We start from the raw sequence: 17,918 nt of genomic DNA, 5'->3' as shown, positions 1-17,918 counted from the left end.
AAAACACAGCATACACGTATACCCTTAGCGTAACTATTAATTCTTACCGGTATTCCATAAAAAAAGCTCCCGTTCAGGAGCTTTATACCGTACTATACACTAAAACATATAATTGAGTCCTACACCCAGTAGCTGTTTTAACTGCAACCGCGGGCCATAGGCAAAAGTCTCGTTCCCGCTTAATTGCAGTTCCCGTGTTTTTATATCATTGTCATAAATAAGGTGCGCCCCTATGTTCGCCTTTACATATTCATTAACCACCAGGTTGAGGTATAATTCGAAATTGATATCCACATTACCGAAATCGTTCAGATAATCCGTGTAAAGAGTCACCTTGTTAACAAGGTTCATATTTTTGTATATCTGGGTTTCGTATTCGTTTGTGACCAGGATACCCACTTCCGTCCGGGTCTGCTTTCCTTCCCGGATAATATTACCATCATCGTCATACAAGGCCTTCTGTACACCAAAAGCCCCTGAATTTGCCAGGTCCTGGTCCAGCACATAAGTAGCCTTTTGTGTCACCGGTGAAAAATAAAACTGGAGTTTTTTATCCGTTGGCGAATATCCCGCCCCGACACCGAAGGTAAGATAACCCGGCGCCATGAATTTAGATATGGGATTGTCCCGGTCCGGGTACTTATAACCATCCGTAAACTGCGTCTTAAAAGTAAATTTGGCAGAATAATACCAGTTCGATTTCGGACTCGTACGATAACCGTACGTACTGTTCAGTTCTATCACATCATCCGATTTTCTCAGTTTCTGGTCTTCCTGGGAGTTAAGCCCGTATCGCATGATAAGCTCGTTGTTCCAGCTTACATTCCCTCTTTTATACCATCGGACAAAGTTTGCCGACGAAATTCCCGTAACCGAGTTGTTACCCCCGGCGTTCCAGTTAGAAAAAGCCACCTGGCTGAGTACAACGCCCATTTCGTTTTTCTTGGTCCAGTAAGATATAGGCTCCGGTAGTGGTGGCACAATACTCTGTAAACGTTTGACCCTTCTGTAAGAAGTATCTTTCGGAATGTGTACCGGCAGCGAATGCACACCATACGACGAAGTATTTAAAGGCGTAAGGATTTCCTGCGCCCCGAGCGAATACATACAAAAAACGGCTGCAATTAAAGAGACGATCTTTCTCATTGTAAAAAACAAGGTTTTATATTTAGATTAGTGTTCCCCGGGGTTACACCGCGATAAAAAAACAGGGAAAACACACACGTACAGGTCTCAACGGCTTTCGACCCTGTGGTATTTCCTGTGCCGCTGCGAACGGATTCGGATTGGCTTTCTATCTCTGGTATCATACCGGGCTGGTTAGGATTATTTATTCCAATATATGGCAATTAAATGCTGTAGGTTGTTTTTTTAGTCTCAGGGCATTGATATTCATATATTTATAAATGGCTAATATATAAAAATGTAACTTTTATAGTAATTTAATTACCGCTTCCCGTATCAGCCCCGGGCTTATACCGGCGAACTCCTGCAGTTCACTTACCTTTCCCTGTTCCGTAAAACGGTCTGGTATCCCCAGGCAATGCACAGTCTTTTTATACCCGTTGGCAGCGGCAAATTCCAGGATTGCACTTCCGAACCCTCCCGAAATGCACCCGTCTTCCACGGTAATTAACGCCCTAAACCGCATGAATATTTTATGCAGCAAAGATTCATCCAGGGGTTTTACAAACTGCATGTCGTAATGCGCAACCCTATCTTTCTGATCTTCAGTGAGTCCTTCCAGGGCAGGGAATATGTTTCGGGCAATACTTCCAATAGTTAAAACAGCCACATCCGTCCCCTTTTTAACCATTTTTCCCTTACCGATCTCTATTTCAGCGAAAGGTTGCCGCCATTCCGGCGTAGTAGCCCTCCCTCTCGGATAACGGATGGCAATAGGGTGGGGAAGTCCCAGCTGGGCCGTGTACATCATATTCCTCAGGTCCGTTTCATTTGCAGGAGCATAAATAATGAGATTCGGAATACAACGCAGGTAAGCCATATCAAAAACCCCGTGGTGTGTAGCCCCGTCTTCACCTACCAGGCCCGCGCGGTCCAGGCAGAAGATCACCGGGAGGTCCTGTAAAGCAACATCGTGGATCACCTGGTCATAAGCCCGTTGCAGGAAGGTAGAATATACATTGCAAAAGGGGATAAGCCCCTGTGTGGCCATTCCCGCTGCAAGCGTCACCGCATGTTGTTCCGCAATACCAACATCAAAAGCCCTTTCCGGAATCGCTTCCATCATAAACTTTAAAGAACTTCCCGTTGGCATGGCAGGAGTAATCCCCACTATCCTTTCATTTCTCTCCGCCAGTTCCACAATAGTATGCCCGAAGACGTCCTGGTACTTCGGCGGATCTTTTTCCGAAACAGGTTTCGGAATGATCTCCCCCGTAGTTTTGTTAAACCTTCCCGGGGCATGATAGCGTACCTGGTCTTCCTCCGCCTTTCGGAGCCCCTTGCCTTTAGTAGTAATAACATGAAGGAATTTAGGCCCCCGTATATCCTTTAACCGGGAGAGTTCCCGCAATAAAGCAGGCAGGTCGTGCCCGTCTACAGGTCCCGTATAATCAAAGTTCAGTGCTTTGATAATATTGTTGCGTGCCAGTTTACGGTTTTTCTTTACCTGTGTCAGGTATTCCTTTACCGCCCCTACGCTGGGGTCTATACCAATAGCATTATCGTTGAGTATAATAAGAAGGTTCGCATCCGTAACCCCCGCATGGTTAAGCCCTTCAAAAGCCATTCCGCTCGCAATAGAAGCATCCCCTATAACCGCCACATGCTGTTTCTCCGTTTCCCCCTTTAGTTTCGAAGCAATGGCCATACCCAGTGCTGCCGATATGGAAGTAGAAGAATGTCCCGTGCCAAAAGTGTCGTAAACACTTTCCCCTCGTTTCGGAAAACCGCTGATACCGCCCAGTTGGCGATTGGTATGGAAAATCTCCTTTCTGTCCGTTAGTATTTTATGTCCGTACGCCTGGTGCCCCACATCCCATACCAGTTGATCGTCGGGTGTGTTGAACACATAGTGCAGGGCAATGGTGAGTTCCACTACACCCAGGCTCGCTCCCAGGTGGCCCTCCTTTACCGAAACAATATCAATGATAAAATCGCGCAGTTCCGCTGCCACTTGCGGCAGTTGTTCCGCATGCAGCCGGCGCAGGTCTTCCGGTATAGTGATATGATCTAACAGTTTTTTTGACATGACGACACAAAAGTACGAGATGCGTTTGTATTTTTGCAGGTATGACAGACACTTTTGACGATGTTTATTTTATGAAAAAGGCGCTTCAGGAAGCAGAAGCAGCTTACGAAAAAGGAGAGGTCCCGGTAGGAGCCGTTATTGTAATAGACAACAGGGTCATAGCCAAAGGACATAACCTTACCGAAACCCTTACCGATGTTACAGCTCATGCCGAGATGCAGGCCATTACCTCCGCTTCCAATTTCCTGGGCGGAAAATACCTGAAAGGCTGCACCCTCTACGTTACCCTCGAACCCTGCCAGATGTGTGCCGGGGCCCTGTACTGGAGCCAGATATCCCGCGTCGTCTTCGCCGCTGCCGATCCGCACCGGGGTTACCGCGCTATGGGAACATCCATGCACCCCAAAACACAGCTAAAAGAAGGTATCATGGAAGCAGAAGCATCCGCATTACTGAAAAAGTTCTTTAAGGAAAAGCGGACTTGATCCCTTGCCGGACCCAAAAGAACCAAAGGATAAAACTTAAACAGTTTCTTATATTAAGAAACCGGGAGATAAAGTTTAAAAAGTTTTGGAGTTAATAACTTACAGGGGAAATCCCGGAAGGAACAGGGAAGATAATACTATAGAAAGCAAATTTGTCCGGGCATAAAATACGACAATAGGAAAACAACCAAGAACTCCCAACTCACCAACTCCGAACTAAAAAACTCCCCGGCTTTTTCATCGCATAAAAAAGGCGTTTACTGTCTCGGTAAACGCCTTGAATCAATCAAAATAAAATATATATTATCCGATTACCTGCACTTGTGCGGCAACCATCCCATTTCGTCCTTCTTGTTCAACATATTCTACTTTGTCTCCGTCTTTGAGCTCAACACCTTTCAATCCTGTTACGTGTACAAAGATGTCTCTGCCTGTTTCGTCGTTGGTAATGAATCCATAACCTTTAGATTCATTAAAAAATTTAACTGTTCCTGTCATTGTAAATTGTAAATAAAATTAAAGTGACAAATGTAGGATTTATATGAATGCAAAAGGTTAAATAATTGTTTTTTCTTGAAAAAAAATTATTGATTTTCAGCATTTTTGTGGTTTTCGTCGTCCTTAAATATGCGGAATTTACTTATATCTCTGCCCTTGTAACGGTGAAAGAGAAACAGTGGCATAAGCACAAAAGCCATAGCAAGTACAGCAAAGCCAATAATGCGATTACCCAGGTGAGGTTCTTCTTTCCATATGAAGAAATAACCCGTGCCAATTGCGGCAACAAGTATAAAAAACAGTATTCGGATGAGGTTTTTCATAATAGTATAAAAGTTACGGTTTTATACGCATTTATGCAAAGATATGCTTTTAAAGGCAGGGCAAATACATCGAAACCCATTTAAACTTTTTTTCAGTCCCGGTACTTATCCGGAGAAAAAAAACAAACTCCGAACCCATCAACTCCAAAACTAAAATATATCCCGGTCCCGGTTTTTTCCTTAACGTGTGGTAAAGGAAATAAGCTTTCTCCGGTAAGCCGTGAGCAGTTTGGATTTGGATATGAAGCCCACATATACATTGTTTTTTAGTACCGGCAGGTTCCACGCGCCACTGTCCTGAAATTTTTGCATGACCTTCGTCATATTGTCTTTCTCCAGGTGAATGACCGCGGGAGGATCGTGCATGACATCCGAGGCGGAAACCTCGGTGTAGAGAGACTGGTCGAACATAATAGGACGAATATCGTCCAGCAGCAGAACACCTGCCAGGGAATTGTCCTTTTCATTGAGCACCGGGAAAATATTCCTGTTCGATTTAACCACGGCCTTGTGAACTATATCCCCCAGTTTCATGCCGGGGTAAACCGGGACAAAGCCCGTTTCGATAACTTTGTCTATATCCATAAGCGTGAGTATCGCCTGGTCTTTGTTATGCGTAATGAGTTCGCCTTTTCTGGCAAGTTCCATAGTGTACACGGAGTGGGAAATAAAATATTTGGTAATAGAAAACGAAATGGCCGAAGTTATCATTAGCGGAATAAAAAGTTCATACCCACCCGTGAGTTCCGCAATAAGGAAGATTGCCGTGAGCGGTGCATGGAGTACACCCGCCATGAGGCCCGCCATACCAACCAAGGTAAAATTACTTTCCGAAACCCCCGGGTTATTCAGTCCAAGGACATTAATTATTTTAGCCACACAATGTCCCATAATACTCCCCATAAACAAGGTAGGGGCAAAAATACCTCCCACACCACCGGCACCGAATGTGAGACAACTGGCAATAACCTTAAAAAATACCAGCCCGGCAAGGAGGACAATAACCACCCATACATTATCCAGGCTCAGGTTAAAAAAGTTGTTTGTAAGAGCCTTTTCCGGGTTTCCTTTTATCAGGTTGTTTATCACATCAAAGCCCTCACCGTAGAGCGGGGGAATAAAAAACACTAAAATACCTATGCCCAATCCACCGATCAACAGTTTACGGACAGGCGATTTGATTCCGTCAAAAAAACTATGAGTCCGGTGATAAACTTTTGCAAAATATATAGACACCACCCCGGAAACCGCACCGAGAATGATAAAAAAAGGAACATCTTTAATCGCAAACCCCTCTACGATCTGAAAGGGCAGTAAACTGTCCGAGCCGAAAAAGAAATACGAAGTAATTATGGCAGATAGAGATGCCAGCAACAACGGAAGGAGGGAGGCCAGCGTTAGGTCCAGGCTGAAAACCTCAATAGCAAATATAATTGCAGCAATAGGAGCTTTAAAAATAGAAGACAAGGCGCCGGCGGCCGCACATCCTATCAGAAGTGTACGGTTTGCCTGGTTCATATGGAACATACGGGCTATATTAGAACTTATAGCTGCTCCCGTAGCTACCGTAGGACCCTCCAGTCCCACAGACCCACCGAAACCCACAGTAATGGGTGCCGTAAGTATGGAACCGACCATCTGGAACTGTCGTATGATTCCCTTTCTTTTGGATATGGCATACAAAGTAGAAGGAATACCGTGACTTACCGGGTGCCGTATAACGTATTTTATAATAAGGTACGTTATACTGAGTCCTATAATAGGAAAAATAAAATAAAACGCCTGGTGGTAATATTGTACCAGGTTACCCTCCAGCATATGCTGAATAAAGTGCGTGAAGTTTTTAAGAACCACCGCACCCATACCCGAAGTAAAACCTACAAGTACACTCAATATAAAGATAAACTGACGTTGGGAGATATGTTTGGCACGCCATATCAAGAACCTGGTGAGTAATGATCTTTCCTGCTTTGGCATTTTACCTTGTTCCACCAAAAGAAAAAACTTAAGACATTAATATTCCGTTACTGTGCCGGAGACACAAAAGAAAGTGCAAAATTAAGTACATTAATACGGTTATTCCAAGTTTTTTACAGATCAAGTGTAAAAGTTACGGAGTTTATGAGTTGGTAGTTCGGAGTTATTCCCGCATAATCATCCTGTTCCGTACCCTGAAAATCCCGTTTTCCCATATTGCTGTGAAATAACCCACTAACCAACTCCGAACTCATCAACTCCCAAACTAATGCACTCCCAAACTAGCAAAAAAATCCCGTTCGGGCTGAACCTGAACGGGATTTGTTCCTTTTAAATTATAGTTTCGGACAACTTTTGCAATGCGTTTTGCCCTTCTTTTTGTATTTCTTGCAGCACTTCTTTTTCTTTTTACCACATTCCATATGGCAAAGCATGGCCAGCTGTGTGTTGCTAAAGTGCGTTCCTGCGGCATCTCCTTTGTAACTCTGCATCTGCTACTTTAAATTAATTCTAAATAAGTGCAAATATAGAATAAAATCCGGAATATTACATCCGGAATTTCGGGACTGCCTGTTTTCCGGGAGTTTAAGATCCGGATTTGATCACCAGGTTCAGTTCGTCCAGTTGTTCCTGGTCTATAGGTGCAGGCGCATTGATCATTACATCCCTTCCCGCGTTGTTTTTCGGGAATGCGATATAATCGCGTATGATCTCCTGTCCGCCGAGTATGGCTACCAACCGGTCAAATCCGAAAGCAATTCCCGCATGCGGAGGTGCTCCGTATTGGAAAGCGTTCATCAGGAAGCCGAACTGTGCCTCTGCCTGTTCTTTGGTAAAGCCAAGCAACTCGAACATCCTGCTTTGTAATCCCGCATCGTGGATACGTACCGAACCACCCCCAATTTCATTTCCGTTGAGAACAAGGTCATAAGCATTGGCCCTCGCTTTCCCCGGATCCGTGTCGAGCAGTGTTATATCTTCCGGTTTCGGAGAAGTGAACGGGTGGTGCATGGCATGGTACCGCCCGGTTTCCTCGTCCCATTCCAGCAACGGGAAATCCACAACCCACAATGGAGCGAACACATCCGGTTTACGAAGGCCGAGACGCTCGGCCATTTCCATACGAAGTGCACTTAACTGTGTCCTTGTCTTGTCCGTTTGTCCCGCCATAACCAGGATAAGGTCTCCCGGTTTCGCCCCCGTAGCCTCTGCCCATTGCAGCAGGTCCGCTTCACTATAGAACTTATCTACCGAAGATTTAAAAGAACCATCGGCATTATATTTTACCCAAACCAGGCCGTTAGCCCCGATCTGCGGACGTTTTACCCAGTCTATCAGGGCATCGATCTGCTTTCGCGTATATTCCGCAGCATCCGGAACGGCAATTCCCGCTACCAGTTCCTGGGCGTCAAAAACATTGAAGCCTTTTCCCTTGGCAAGCTCGTTGAGTTCCCCGAACTCCATTCCGAAACGGATATCCGGTTTGTCATTACCATACCTTCGCATGGCTTCGGCATAGGACATCCGCGGGAAAGTATCTACATCCACACCTTTTATTTCCTTCAAAAGGTACCTCGTCAGGTTTTCAAAGACCTGAAGGATATCTTCCTGCTCCACAAAGGTCATTTCACAGTCTATCTGCGTAAATTCAGGCTGTCGGTCTGCCCGTAAATCTTCATCCCGGAAACACTTTACAATCTGGAAATACCTGTCCATACCCCCAACCATAAGCAATTGCTTAAAAGTCTGTGGCGATTGCGGCAGGGCGTAGAACTGTCCTTCGTTCATACGGGACGGCACCACAAAATCGCGGGCACCTTCCGGAGTGGATTTGATGAGATATGGAGTTTCCACTTCTATAAAACCTTGTTGCGAAAGGTAATTCCGTACCTGCATAGCCACATTATGGCGGAAGATAAGTTTGTCCTTTACCGGGTTTCTCCGGATATCCAGGTAACGGTACTTCATGCGGATATCCTCGCCCCCGTCCGTGTTGTCCTCAATAGTAAAAGGCGGCAGGGTAGCTGTATTCAGAATGTTCAGGTCGCTGACCAGGATTTCAATATCTCCCGTAGGGATGTTCTTGTTTATAGATTCCCTTTCGATCACCGTACCCGTAACCTGTATAACGAATTCCCTGCCCAGGGTCTTTGCTTTGTCAAAAACATCTTTCGGGGTTCTCTCTTCATCAAAGATAAGCTGGGTTATGCCGTAACGATCGCGGATGTCTATCCATATCATAAATCCCTTATCGCGCGTTTTCTGGACCCATCCGGCAAGGGTAACTTCATGGTTTACATGAGAATTCCGCAGTTCTCCGCAAGTATGACTTCTGTACATTGTCTATGAGTTAATTAGTGTCTCTTCATCCCGTTCCGGAGGAGGTAGCTGACATACATGGAATAATCAACTTCCCTGTCCTTTTTTCATTATCCCGAAACCGGGTTGCAAATGTAAGAAGATATCTGCTTACGGAAAGGTCGGATGCATTGATTTTTATACGTAATACAAATGTGTCTTGAGTACGTTTATTTAATATTGTTAACTATAATATTTAACAGTCGTTATATTTAATGTTAATTTTTTATTAATTTGTTGCTATGTAATTTAAAAAACAACATTATGAAACCAACATTATGGAAACTATTTTTCTTGTGGACCATGGTTCTTACCCCAATAGGAGTCATGGCACAGGGCGAAATAAGCGGAACGGTCAGGGAGACCGGTTCGGGACTACCACTGCCCGGGGTAAATGTCGTTGTTAAAGGAACAACTACCGGAACGGTGACCGATTTTGACGGGAATTTTCAAATAAGTGTTAATACCTTTCCGGCCACACTTGTTTTTTCCAGTTTGGGGTATAAGGCCCGGGAACAGGAAGTTACCGGAGCTACCGAGATACATGTGGAGATGGAAGAAGATGTTATGGGACTGGAAGAAGTAGTGGTCACAGGACTCGGAACTTCCATAAAGCGAAGTAACCTTGCCAATGCCGTCTCTACCGTGTCTTCCGAAGAACTTGTCGGGACTACGGCGCAGACCACTCTCGATGGCGCTTTATACGGAAAACTTACCGGGGTTAACATAACCTCTTCTTCCGGTGCCCCCGGGGGAGGAATTGCACTCAGGTTACGGGGTATTTCATCTATTATCGGGAATAACCAGCCTCTTTATATCGTAGATGGAGTTTATATCAACAATGCCGAAATACCTTCCGGTTTGCGTTTCGCCTCAGGGGCCAACCAGGGCAACGAAGAGAACTCATCAAACAGGATTGCGGATCTCGACCCTAACGATATAGAAAATATAGAAGTGTTAAAAGGTGCTTCCGCCGCGGCGATTTACGGAACCCGTGCCAATGCCGGGGTGGTTATTATAACAACCAAGAGAGGAAAATCCGGTAAAACAAAGATCCAACTCAGCCAGGATACCGGTTTCAATACTATCATCAAAAAACTTGGCATGCGTAACTGGACAGCAGAGAGGGTAGAAGGAGATTTCGGAGCATCGGAAAGGTCCTTATATGAAAATGCAATAGCTACAACAGGCCTTTTTGATTATGAAGATGTTATTTACGGAGAACAGGGATTGATCAGTGATACCAGGCTTAGCGCCAGCGGAGGAAATGAAAAAACAAATTTCTACATAGGAACATCATACAGGGATGAAGACGGGATTATTAAACGAACCGGGTTCGAAAGGTTTTCCCTGAGAACAAATATCGATCACCAGATTTCAAAAACATTCAGTATTTCATCATCCTCCAACTATATAAGGAGTAGTTCCAGCCGTAGTTTTACCGGGAACGAGAATGACGGCGGATTGAGCTATGGCTATAATATGTCTTTTACCCGCCCCTGGATAAATCTTTTTCCGGACGAAGAAGGGAACTATCCCGATAACCCTAATGCTGCCGGAAACCCGGTATTTGTCAGGGACAAAGCGTCCAATGAAGATAAAAACAACAGGTTTATTCAGGCTTTGAAGGTTACGACAAATCTGTATAATGGAAATGCGGATAGAGTACGGGTGATTTTGAATGGCGGAGTTGATTTTCTGGCTAATGAAACTAACGTATATGTTCCGGAAACACACCAGGCACAACGAGGTGGCCAAAACGGATTTATTGGAGTGGGAAAAAATAATTTTACCAATTACAATTTTCAGGGAGTAGCTGTCTGGAATCACGATGCCATGAACGGAGACCTGGGGATCACCACCCAGGCAGGGATCACCTACCTGGAACAGCAAGCAGATATAGTATATAACCAGGCAACGCAGTTGACACCCGGCCAAACCGTGTTGACACACGGAACAGCCCAGGCCATAACCCAAACCAAATCCACAGTAAAAGAATTCGGTTATTTCTTTCAGACAGAAGGAAATTACAAAGACATGTTTATCGCAACATTCGGATATAGATTGGATAAATCGACACTTAACGGAGATGTCAACAAGTTTTATGGTTTTCCCAAAGCCTCCATGGCGGTCAACCTTCATAATTTTGATTTCTGGAGCTCTTCCGCACTGTTTAGCCAGTTAAAGCTCAGGGCAGCTTACGGAGAAACCGGGTCTTCAGCCGCTTTCGGGTCTACATTTATCAGTCTTAACCCGATATCCATAGGAGGAAACGGGGGACTTACCATAGCACCCTTAAAAGGAGACCCGAATATTAAGCCCGAAACGTCAGCAGAGTTTGAAGTTGGTTTCGATACCCAAATAGCAAACAAAGTAAATATTGAAGTAACTTACTATAACAGGAAGGTCCGGGATTTGTTGCTGACCAGGGCTTTGCCAACCTCCTCCGGATTCGGTACGGAAACTACCAATTTGGCCGATTTGGTAAACCAGGGAGTAGAAGTGGCTTTGCGGTCGGATATTTTCCGAACTACGGATTTTAGCTGGGACACAGGAGTTCAGTTTTGGTTAAACCGTTCGGAAGTTACCCGGCTGGGAGTTCCCGCATTTCCATTGTCCGGCGCCGGGTTTGGCCTGGGACTGGGATCTTTTTATATAGAAGAAGGAAAGCCGGTAACCCAGTTGGTAGGTAATGTAGACGGAGCTCCGACACAGGTAGGAAATGTGGAACCGGATTTTCAGATGTCGTTTACCAATCAGTTGGCATATAAACAATGGAATTTTTCCTTTCTCCTGCATTGGAAACAAGGAGGGGAAAACCTGAACCTTTCCAAATATCTTTCGGACCTGGGAAGAGTTACTCCGGATCTGAATTCGCCTTCGGGGCAGGAAAGAATAAGTATGGGGGCCATAGCACCCCGGTTTATAGAACCCGCAGGCTATCTGCGTCTGCGTGAAATAGCACTGTATTATACCATTCCCGGAGAAAAATTATCCCTGTTGGATAAAGCGATAAGCAGCATAAAATTAGGGGTCTCCGCCAGGAATTTATTTACCGTTACGGATTACAGCAGCTATGACCCGGAAACCTCTGTGAACGGTGGTGCCGGCCTGTCCAGTGGTTTGGAAGTGGCTCCTTTTCCGAGCTCTAAACAATTTTATTTTCATCTTAACGTGAATTTTTAATATAGAAAGAAATGATACCGATAAAAAACATAACAAATAAAAACTTCCTGGCCGCAATACTGGTCCTGGCGTTATTTACCGGCTCATGTTCTTTTGAAGAACAGACGGACCCGAATAATCCTATAGTGGATGAATTTTTAAGAGATGCTACTATCCGGCAGCTAAATATTTTAGTGGTAGGAGTAGAAGCAGGTTTAAGAAATTCCCTGCCGATTCAGACTACAGGTTCCGGAACCATGGCACGGGAATTGTATTTGTTTAATGCAGATCCCAGGAATACCGGGGACCTCTTAGGGAAGAATGGTGCTAACCTGGATAATAACTCTTTCTATACGACCGCTCCGTGGTCCGCCAGGTACAGGGCAATAAAAAATGCCAATATACTGGTGGAATCTGTAAATAATACGGAAACCGTAACCGAGGCAGAGCGACAGGGCTACATAGGCTTTGCAAAAACAATGATTGCTTATGAGCTCCTGGAAATCTTGAAATCATATGGTGTGGCAAGAATAGATGTAAGCGATCCGGATAATCCGGGACCCGTACTGGATTTTGATGCGGCGCTGACAGAAATCAGGAATATACTGGAAGAAGGCCTTGCCGACATCAATAATGCCGGAAGTAGCTTTGCTTTCGGATTAAGTGCAGGTTTTGAAGGATTTGATACCCCGGACACTTTTGCAGAGTTCAATCGTGCAGTAGCGGCGGTAGCAGCCCTTTATGCCGGTGATTTTAACGCAGCTATGGTTTCGTTGAATGATTCTTATTTCGATCTTGGCGGAAACCTGGATATGGGGCCTAAGCATGTATACAGTTTAAGTAGTGGAGACGCTACTAACGACCTGTTTAAAATAACCGATCAGAACGGCGATCAGATTATAGTGCACAATAGCTGGATAGAAGATGCCGAGCCGGGAGATTCCAGGGTGAGCAGTAAAACAAGTGAAAGAGAGAATCCCACTTCACAAGACGGGCTGAACGGAACACACCAGACAGAATTATACGAAACCAATATATCACCCATAGACATCATCCGGAATGAAGAGCTTATCCTGGTTTATGCAGAAGCGAATATTGGCCTGGAGAATTACGGTGAGGCCGAAACAGCATTGAATATTATACGCAACTCGGCAAATTTACCCGACTATTCCGGTGCTTTAACGGAGGGAGCCTTGACAGAAGAAATGCTAAAGCAAAGAAGATATTCCCTTTGGTGTGAAAACCACAGAATGTTTGATCTGAAACGATTCGGATTGTCCAATACTTTATCTATAGATAGAGAAGGCGATCGGATTTTTAATCAATTACCGGTTCCGTTAACAGAGAATGAGTAATTGTAAAATACTGAAAGAAAGGGTTTACCTGCTCTAATGTTAATTTAATGTTACGTGAATGTTTTTTTAATGTAAAATTTTTGCTATCTTTGTTATAGAGCGAAGAGAAAAAGCAAATCCATTTAAAAAATATAGATATGAAAAATATAACATTAATAGCAGCCTTATTATTGTCCGGGTTCCTGTTTGCCCAGGAGCCGACCGTAAAACCTGTACTGGAGAAGGAGGGAGACCTCGTGAAAGCTACATTTTTCCACGATAACGGGGAGATAGCCCAGGCAGGATTTTATAAGGACGGTAAACCACATGGCGACTGGAAAGCCTATAACACAGAAGGCAAAAAGATCGCTTCCGGGACTTATGAAAACGGAAAGAAGGTAGGCAAATGGTTTTTCTGGACGCCCGACGATCTGAATGAAGTGAATTTTGAAGACAGCCGGATCGTAAGTGTTACGAAATGGAGCGATGCAAGGCCTGTGGTATTGAACAGATAAATGTTCTTTTGGAAAAATAAAGGAGACCGTCTAAAAAGTTATTTTAGGCGGTTTTTTTATGGAGTTAAAAGTTAAAACCTACAATTCATTATAGTTGTGATTCAATCAGGAATCCATCTCCAAAAATTATGGATTAAGTAAATACCGGTTTTGCGTAGTTCCGGAGTTGGAGCCCTTTTAGTCCGTTTATTGTTCGTTTTTGTTCCGTCAATTATTTGGTTTGTTATTCCCTCCTTAAATCCGAAATATTTTACTCAATAAGTGAGGTTTAAAATGCTCATTAACTTATAACAATGCGAAAAAACGGACTTTCTCAGATGCAAATCACGTTTATTGCTTTGAACCGATCCGGAACTATCAACCAAAAGATACCATAACTTTTGTGCCGGCAGACAATAGAAACAGAAAAGGAGGTTGTCTTTTTCGACAACCTCCTTTTGTTTTCGGTTATACGGTCAGGCTATGATAGTGCCGGGTCCGTATCCGATATGGTATTGTTATTTCCATTATCACTTTCTTCTCCGTCAGGACCGGATTCGTTCCCCCTGTTACGTATCCACATTTTAAAACGGGTTACGAGATAGAAGGTTACCGGAACTATTACCAGGGTGAGGAAAGTTGCGAATGTAAGTCCGAAGATCACGGTCCATGCCAGAGGTCCCCAGAAAATAACATTGTCCCCGCCGATGTATATTTTCGGGTCCCAGTTCGAAAACAGGGAGAAGAAATCTATGTTGAGCCCGATGGCCAGGGGAATAAGCCCCAGTACCGTGGTTATAGCCGTTAGTATAACCGGCCTCAGACGGGATTTTCCTCCGGTAACAATAGATTCTATCAGGTCTTCCTTAGACAGCATCTCATCTTCTTCCATTTGAAGATTTTCTTTTTTCCTGTCGATAAGCAACTGTGTATAATCCAGTAGCACCACCCCGTTGTTCACCACGATACCCGCAAGAGAAATAATACCCATCATGGTCATGATAATAACAAAAGTCATGTTGAATATTACAAGGCCAAATAATACCCCGATAAAACTCAGGAAAATAGCCAGCATAATAATCGAAGGTTTGGATATGGAGCTGAACTGGAAGATCAGCAATAACATGATAAGCCCAAGTCCGGAAGCAAGTGCGCCTAAAAGGAATGTCATATTTTCTTCCTGTTCCTCCATTTCCCCGGTAAAGGCATACGTAGTGTTTTTATCTTCTATCTTGAAGTTTTTTAACTCCGATTTTAGTTGTGTAACAATTTCATTGGCGTTGTAACCCGGGAGTACGGCCGAGTAAACGGTAACCAGGCGTTTCAGGTTCCGGTGCTTGATGGCGCTAAAAGATGCCGTATTTCTCTGTGTTACCACAGCCGCTATAGGAATCTCCTTTAATTGTCCGGAAGCCGCATCCCTGAAGGTAACTTTTTGATTGAACAAGGCGCTGGTATTGTACCGGTTTTCTTCATTGAACCTTATATTGATGTCATAATCTTCTCCGGCCTTTTTGTATACCCCGGCCTTTTCGCCGAATAATGCCCTTCGGATCTGTGTACCTACCTGTCCTGCGGATACCCCCAGTTCTCCCGCTTTTTCCCTGTCTACCGTAACTTCCATTATCGGTTTGTTGCGGTTTACATCTATTTTCAATTCTTCAACACCGCTGATATTTATGTCGTTGATGAAATCGCGCATGTGTTCGGCGGTTTGAACGAGCTCGTCGTAATCTTCCCCTTTTATTTCTATATTGATCGGGTATCCGGCCGGTGGGCCGACAGCATCTTTTTCAACGGAAATAATAACCCCCGGGTATCTTCCGGCCAGTTCTTCCTGAACTTCCTTTCGCAGTTCTTCGCTGTCTTGTCCTCTCCGGTATTTGAATTCCCTCAGGGTAACGGTGATTTTACCTTTATGCGGCATCTCGGCAGAAGAGCCCCCGTCTGTTTCCGGGTTTCCTGCACCTTCACCTACCTGCGACACGGCAGATTCTACCATATAGTTATATCCGTCGTCGATGAACTTGGGATTGTTCAGAACGCCATAAACATCCTGCTCTATTTTTTTGGTAACCGCATTGGTCTTTTCTATATCTGTCCCTTCCGGATATTCTATATAAACAATGATCTGGTTGGGTTTGTTGTCCGGAAAAAATTCAACTTTAGGACCGGCTATACCCACCAGGACAAAGGAAAAGAACAACATAATAATAGTTCCTCCTACGAAAATATAAGGCCATGATCCTTTAAGGGCAAAAGACAAAAAAGACTTGTATTTGTCTTCCAGCCATACCAGGAAAGTACGTTGAAAACGATTGGCCAGTCTCTTAATAAGGTATTTGTATGTCCAAAACAAAATAGCGGTTACCACCATCAGGGTACCGATGCCCCTTGCACTTCCTCCCATAAACATCATGGGTATTCCCAGAATTCCCAGTACAATGGAGAGACGAATGAGTTCTTTTCTGGAAAGCACGCGGTTTGTGATCTCCATAAAGTTGGATACCAGCATGGAGTTCATAAATATGGCTACGAAAAGAGAAGATCCCAAAACTATAGACAATGTCATAGGGAAATAAATCATAAATTTTCCCATGACCCCGGGCCACATACCTAACGGAATAAACGCGGCAACCGTGGTAGCCGTAGACACAATAATAGGAAGTGCTATTTCACCGATACCTTTTTTTGCAGCTTCTATACGTTTCATGCCTTCTTCCTCCATAAGCCTGTAGACATTTTCCACCAGTACAATTCCGTTATCCACCAGCATTCCCAGTCCCATAACCAGGGCAAAGAGCACCATAGTGTTCATGGTAAAGCCCAGAATTTGTGCTACCATAAAAGACATGAGCATAGACATGGGAATGGCAAACCCTACAAAAAGAGCATTCCGGAATCCTAAGAAGAACATCAAAACCCCCACAACCAGTATCACCCCGAAAATAATATTGTTTACCAGGTCGTCTACCTGGTTAAGAGTTTGGGTAGACTGATCGTTGGTGATGGATAGTTTTACGTCCTTGGGAAGATAATCCTGCTGTGTTTCCTCTACGATCCTGTATATTCCGTCCGTAGCATCGATAAGGTTTTTACCGGCTCTTTTCTTAACGTCCAGCATAACCACATTTTCACCGAACTCTCTTGCATAGGAGGTCTTGTCCTCTTCTTTAAAGGAAACCCCGGCTATGTCTTTCAGGTAAACGGCGCCGTCTTCCGATTTTACTACAAAATTCAGTAATTCTTTCGGGTCTTCGATCTCACCGAGAACCCGTATGGTCCTGCGCTGTCCGCTGGAAATGAGATTTCCCCCGGAAATGGTGACATTCCCGTTGTTGATCGCACTTATAACATCGTCAAAACTCACTTTAGCTGCTGTCATTTTATAAATGTCTACCGCAACTTCCACTTCTTTGTCCTGCGCTCCCCGGATGTCTGCCTGTTTGATCTCCGGAAGTGTTTCTATCTCATCCTGCAGGTACTCGGCAAAGTCTTTTAATTTTTCTATCGGGTAGTCTCCCTTTATATTAACGTTTAATATGGGTACCTCTTCGGAAAAATTGAGGTCAAAGACATTGGGTTCTACCTTGGCTCCGTTAAATGTAGGCCAGTCCTCATCGGCCTTTTCCGAATCTACTTTGTCTTTTACCTTTTGTTTGGCAACATCAACAGATATATCTTCATCGAACTCCACGATGATTATAGAATAATCTTCCTGTGATGTAGAGGTGATCTCCACCACATTGCTCACGTTCCGCAATTCTTTTTCGAGCGGATCGGTGATTAGTTTTTCCACATCTTCGGCCGTGTTTCCCGGATATACCGAACTGATGTAGATTTTGGTTTCCTTTACCTCCGGAAAGCTTTCCCGTGGCATAGTGTAATATGCCGAAAGCCCTACGAAAAAGAATATGGCGATAACGACATATATGATTGTCCTGTTGTTGATCGCCCATGAGGACAAGGCAAATTCTTTGTTAATTTTTTTGTCATCCATTGGTCTGGGAGTTTATACCTGTTGTACAGGTAAGATTACTTTTTGGATATTTTATACTTAAAATCAAATC

The 17,918-nt window shown here is 44.1% G+C and carries 11 protein-coding genes; 4 read left to right on the top strand and 7 right to left on the bottom strand.

Annotated features, from left to right (window positions below; translation table 11 throughout):
- Positions 1–99: 99 nt before the first annotated feature.
- Positions 100–1,146 carry a DUF3078 domain-containing protein gene (locus ACVBDU_RS17570; RefSeq protein WP_447181032.1) on the bottom strand — a complete coding sequence of 349 codons (1,047 nt, stop codon included), beginning with the start codon at positions 1,144–1,146 and terminating at the stop codon, positions 100–102.
- A 286-nt stretch (positions 1,147–1,432) separates the two neighbouring features.
- Complete coding sequence (locus ACVBDU_RS17565; protein ID WP_447181031.1) at positions 1,433–3,214, bottom strand: 1-deoxy-D-xylulose-5-phosphate synthase; 1,782 nt, start codon at positions 3,212–3,214, stop codon at positions 1,433–1,435.
- Positions 3,215–3,255: 41 nt separating this feature from the next.
- Between ACVBDU_RS17565 and ACVBDU_RS17560 the strand changes: the two genes are divergently transcribed.
- A complete protein-coding gene (locus ACVBDU_RS17560) occupies positions 3,256–3,699 on the top strand; it encodes a nucleoside deaminase (protein WP_447181030.1) in 444 nt (147 codons plus the stop codon).
- 303 nt (positions 3,700–4,002) lie between these two features.
- Here the strand turns inward: ACVBDU_RS17560 and ACVBDU_RS17555 are convergent, their stop codons facing one another.
- From ACVBDU_RS17555 to aspS, 4 genes are all read right to left on the bottom strand, one after another.
- Positions 4,003–4,197 carry a cold-shock protein gene (locus tag ACVBDU_RS17555; protein WP_447181029.1) on the bottom strand — a complete coding sequence of 65 codons (195 nt, stop codon included), beginning with the start codon at positions 4,195–4,197 and terminating at the stop codon, positions 4,003–4,005.
- A gap of 86 nt (positions 4,198–4,283) precedes the next feature.
- A complete protein-coding gene (locus tag ACVBDU_RS17550; RefSeq protein WP_447181028.1) occupies positions 4,284–4,520 on the bottom strand; it encodes a hypothetical protein in 237 nt (78 codons plus the stop codon).
- A 180-nt stretch (positions 4,521–4,700) separates the two neighbouring features.
- Positions 4,701–6,497, bottom strand: coding sequence for a chloride channel protein (locus ACVBDU_RS17545; protein WP_447181027.1), 1,797 nt, complete (start codon positions 6,495–6,497; stop codon positions 4,701–4,703).
- Positions 6,498–7,082: 585 nt separating this feature from the next.
- Positions 7,083–8,837 carry an aspartate--tRNA ligase gene (gene aspS / locus ACVBDU_RS17540; RefSeq protein ID WP_447181026.1) on the bottom strand — a complete coding sequence of 585 codons (1,755 nt, stop codon included), beginning with the start codon at positions 8,835–8,837 and terminating at the stop codon, positions 7,083–7,085.
- A gap of 282 nt (positions 8,838–9,119) precedes the next feature.
- Between aspS and ACVBDU_RS17535 the strand changes: the two genes are divergently transcribed.
- The 3 genes from ACVBDU_RS17535 (at position 9,120) to ACVBDU_RS17525 (ending at position 13,869) form a co-directional block, all read left to right on the top strand.
- Positions 9,120–12,041 (top strand): SusC/RagA family TonB-linked outer membrane protein, encoded by a 2,922-nt coding sequence (locus tag ACVBDU_RS17535; protein WP_447181025.1) that lies wholly within the window; start codon positions 9,120–9,122, stop codon positions 12,039–12,041.
- An 11-nt stretch (positions 12,042–12,052) separates the two neighbouring features.
- Complete coding sequence (locus tag ACVBDU_RS17530; protein WP_447181024.1) at positions 12,053–13,375, top strand: RagB/SusD family nutrient uptake outer membrane protein; 1,323 nt, start codon at positions 12,053–12,055, stop codon at positions 13,373–13,375.
- A gap of 137 nt (positions 13,376–13,512) precedes the next feature.
- Positions 13,513–13,869 (top strand): toxin-antitoxin system YwqK family antitoxin, encoded by a 357-nt coding sequence (locus ACVBDU_RS17525; RefSeq protein ID WP_447181023.1) that lies wholly within the window; start codon positions 13,513–13,515, stop codon positions 13,867–13,869.
- A 460-nt stretch (positions 13,870–14,329) separates the two neighbouring features.
- Here the strand turns inward: ACVBDU_RS17525 and ACVBDU_RS17520 are convergent, their stop codons facing one another.
- Positions 14,330–17,848, bottom strand: coding sequence for an efflux RND transporter permease subunit (locus tag ACVBDU_RS17520; protein ID WP_447181022.1), 3,519 nt, complete (start codon positions 17,846–17,848; stop codon positions 14,330–14,332).
- Between the last annotated feature and the right edge of the window lie 70 nt (positions 17,849–17,918).

It is taken from the genome of Sinomicrobium endophyticum (assembly GCF_052983315.1).
Note: the sequence above shows the minus strand (reverse complement) of the source record. Positions and strands in the feature narration are given on the sequence as shown.